2 protein-coding genes are annotated in these 875 nt (G+C 53.9%); one reads left to right on the top strand and one right to left on the bottom strand.

The window, feature by feature from the left end; genetic code table 11:
- Positions 1-270 (top strand): HI1450 family dsDNA-mimic protein (locus J5224_RS31115; RefSeq protein ID WP_264628866.1); only part of this gene is annotated, 270 nt, incomplete at its 5' end.
- A 44-nt stretch (positions 271-314) separates the two neighbouring features.
- Here the strand turns inward: J5224_RS31115 and J5224_RS31110 are convergent.
- A partial coding sequence (locus tag J5224_RS31110) for an oligopeptide/dipeptide ABC transporter ATP-binding protein (protein WP_264628865.1) occupies positions 315-875 on the bottom strand: 561 nt, incomplete at its 5' end.

The raw sequence follows: 875 nt of genomic DNA, 5'->3' as shown, positions 1-875 counted from the left end.
ATCTTTCTTGAACTGGCGTCAGACAACCTCGACCCGGCGGATATCATCCTGTTCAATCTTCAATTTGAAGAGCGCGGCGGTGCGGAATTATTCGATCCTGCCGAGGACTGGCAGGAACATGTCGATGTCGATTTGAATCCGGACTTTTTTGCTGAAGTGGTGATTGGTTTGGCAGCAAAAGATGGCGACCCGATCGACGACGTGTTTGCGCGTATTTTGATTTGCCGGGAAAAAGACAACAAGATGTGCCATATCTTGTGGCGTGAGTAACTCGCCGCGCTTAAGGCCTGCCTATGTGCAGGCCTGTTTTATGATCAGCCTTGTAGCGGATCGACTTTCAGACACGAGACCGCATGGGTAAAATTGCCTTCCAGCAACGGGCGCGTCTTGACACAGGTTTCGCTGGCTATCGGACAGCGAGTGCAAAATACGCAGCCGGTGGGCGGGTTAATCGGTGAAGGCAACTCCCCCTCCAACAGCTGTATCCGCTTGCTGCGCTCTTTGTCGGGATCGGGGATCGGCACTGCCGACATCAGCGCCTGGGTGTAAGGGTGCAACGGGTTGCCAAACAAGGCGTCATCGGTGGCCAACTCCACGGCGTGCCCGAGATACATCACCAGTACGCGATCGGAAATGTGTTTCACCACCGAGAGATCGTGCGCGATAAAAATCAGCGACAGTTGCATTTCCTTCTGCAATTGACGCAGCAGATTCACCACCTGCGCCTGAATCGACACATCGAGCGCCGATACCGGCTCATCACAAATAATCAACTTGGGGCGTAAAATCAACGCCCGGGCAATACCGATACGCTGGCACTGGCCTCCGGAAAACTCGTGGGGATAGCGGTTAATCTGGTTAGGCAGTAACCCCAC

It is taken from the genome of Candidatus Symbiopectobacterium sp. NZEC135, from assembly GCF_025962695.1.
Note: the sequence above shows the minus strand (reverse complement) of the source record. Positions and strands in the feature narration are given on the sequence as shown.